The following is a 2,282-nucleotide window of genomic DNA, read 5'->3' as shown; positions in this document are numbered from 1 at the left end:
GTATGGAGCTTGAAGCCGTTGCTAAAGCACTAAAAGAGTTAGGGCATCCGACTCGTTTAAGTATTTACAAAGAAGTCGTCAAAGCGGGATACAAAGGTATCGCGGTAGGCGGCGTACAAGAAAAGCTTGGCATTCCAGCATCCACTCTCTCTCATCATATCTCGAGCCTTGCTTCAGCTGGTCTTCTCACCCAGCGCCGAGAGGGTAGAACCCTTTTTTGTGTTGCAGAATATCAGTGCTTAGATGACGTAATTGTTTTTTTAAAAGCAGAATGTTGCGTTAACGAGTGCTCATAAATTTCTAGCAAAAACGAGAGAGTTTGAGTTTATATTGAATTTCAGCAGAACGTGAATGACGATGATAAACATACACACCGAAATTGCTAACCTCGGTGTGTACATCTTCTAGTTCGCGACGAGTAACATCGACGACTTAGATGGTACGATTAACTTACCGTCACTTGGAATGATTTGTTCTGTCATCAAATCAACCCAATCACCATCGATTTTTAATGTCAAAGACTGTTGACGCTGTGATTTATTAAGCACCACAATACCTTTGTCACCTCGCTTAAGTACGAGCATGTCATCGTTACCTTCAAGAACACTCATCGGCTCGCCATGCGTCATATTATGGAACTGGATCATTTTTGCCATTCTCGGATCGCTCCATGCACCCTGCCATCTTGGCTGACCATTTTTACCTTTAATACCGCTAGTGTTTAAGTCGGTATAAATCAACGGCACACCACCATCTCGGCCTAGAATATAGGCATAAGCTAACCATTCGTTTTCCTCGTCCATGATGAGCTCAAGAAAGACATCATTGTTAGGAATATCATGTGTGATAGCAAATGTAATCGCACGACCGGGGGACAGAGCCTGACCAAAACAATAGGGATCAATCAGAGACTTGAAGCTACCCTTTTTAGCAAACGCCTTAAACATGGTTGAGAACAAAGGGAAATCGTACGCACCTAGGCGAGTTTCCTGTAGATACGGCTCAAGAAACAGCTGATACTCTTCTTCCGTCGCACCGCCATCGGTAATAATTTCGCCAAATATGTGCACATCCCGCGTGATGTCGTCTGTCCAAACACGCTTAAGATGCTCTAACGTCATGTGTTTCGCAGCGTCAATACGAAAACCTTTCACACCAATAGCTTTCAGCGCCGTTAGGTACGCTCGCTGCTGTTCAACGACATGGTCACAAACACGAAGAGTTGGCAAGCCAGGGTCGGTTGGCCCACCTGTGATACGTCCGTTTTGAACCTGCCACTTATCTTTCCAGTCTTTGATGCCGAATGCTTCAACAAAGTCCTCTTCATCAAAAAGTGGTTGAGATAGATCGCCAAACAACGCTAGCGACTGATATTTCTGTTTGTTGTTCTGGTATTCCTCCAAGACCTCTTGTCTTGGGTACTGAAGGTCTCTGCGAAGGTGGGCCTCATTTGCCATATGGTTAAACACTACGTCGGCATAAACCCACACACCAACTTGCTCCAGTTCACGAACCATATGAATAAAATCTTTGGTATCACCCAAGGCATTATCGATAACACGATAATCCTGTGGTTGATAACGCTGCCACCAGCGCTCATCGTGTGCGCTTTTCATTGGTGGCGAAACCAACACAGAGCCATAACCAAGCTCGCGGATTTCTTTTGCTCGTTGGGCAATGTCAGCATACTTCCAATCAAACGCATGTAAGATAACGTTTGCACCGAATGATTGTGTTTCCTGTGAGCCACTCATGTTGTTCTCCTGCTCGTTTCCACTCACGATTACTTGTTTGCATTTTTTTGTGAGTGAATTCAATAATCGAAATTATAAAAGCTATTCATCAGAGGCACTCACCCTTTTAGCACTAACTCAAGGCTGAAATCGAAGGCGTAGCGACTCATCCATTGCACAGCGATAAATCGTTCTGAGTGAATAACGGGCACACGACATACAACCCGAACAGACCAACACAAAACTAAGGCATTGTTTTGATTAACAAAAACTTAAATTCAAAAAGATAGAACATAAGACCTATGTACGCCCTAAAATAGGCCCAAAGGATAAAAATAGCCAAGCCAACCCGTTGAGTAATCAATTGTTAATAAAACGAAACTGGCAGATGGATCACGTTTGGCGCGTTTCAAAAATCCAGTAAATCACCATACCTAGCGTTAAAAGACTAAAGATTTCTGTTTGTATCTGTCCCGAAATGACTTCAAAATGCGAAACTTAGCTTATCTCTATGGGGTATGCTCTACCTTGGAGGATAATAATGAATAT

2 protein-coding genes are annotated in these 2,282 nt (G+C 43.3%); one reads left to right on the top strand and one right to left on the bottom strand.

What is annotated here, in order from left to right; translation table 11 throughout:
- The first annotated feature begins 2 nt into the window (after positions 1–2).
- Positions 3–296: an ArsR/SmtB family transcription factor gene (locus CAG68_RS03065; RefSeq protein ID WP_047101698.1), complete on the top strand. Its 294-nt coding sequence runs from the start codon at positions 3–5 to the stop codon at positions 294–296.
- Between the two features lie 108 nt (positions 297–404).
- On the opposite strand, the gene CAG68_RS03060 is transcribed toward CAG68_RS03065, so the two are convergent.
- Positions 405–1,754 (bottom strand): alpha-amylase family protein, encoded by a 1,350-nt coding sequence (locus CAG68_RS03060; RefSeq protein WP_047101701.1) that lies wholly within the window; start codon positions 1,752–1,754, stop codon positions 405–407.
- Positions 1,755–2,282: the final 528 nt, after the last annotated feature.

The sequence above is a fragment of the Vibrio sp. V42_P2S4T144 genome (assembly GCF_009904715.1).
GTDB classification, from domain to species: Bacteria; Pseudomonadota; Gammaproteobacteria; order Enterobacterales; family Vibrionaceae; genus Vibrio; species Vibrio alginolyticus.
Note: the sequence above shows the minus strand (reverse complement) of the source record. Positions and strands in the feature narration are given on the sequence as shown.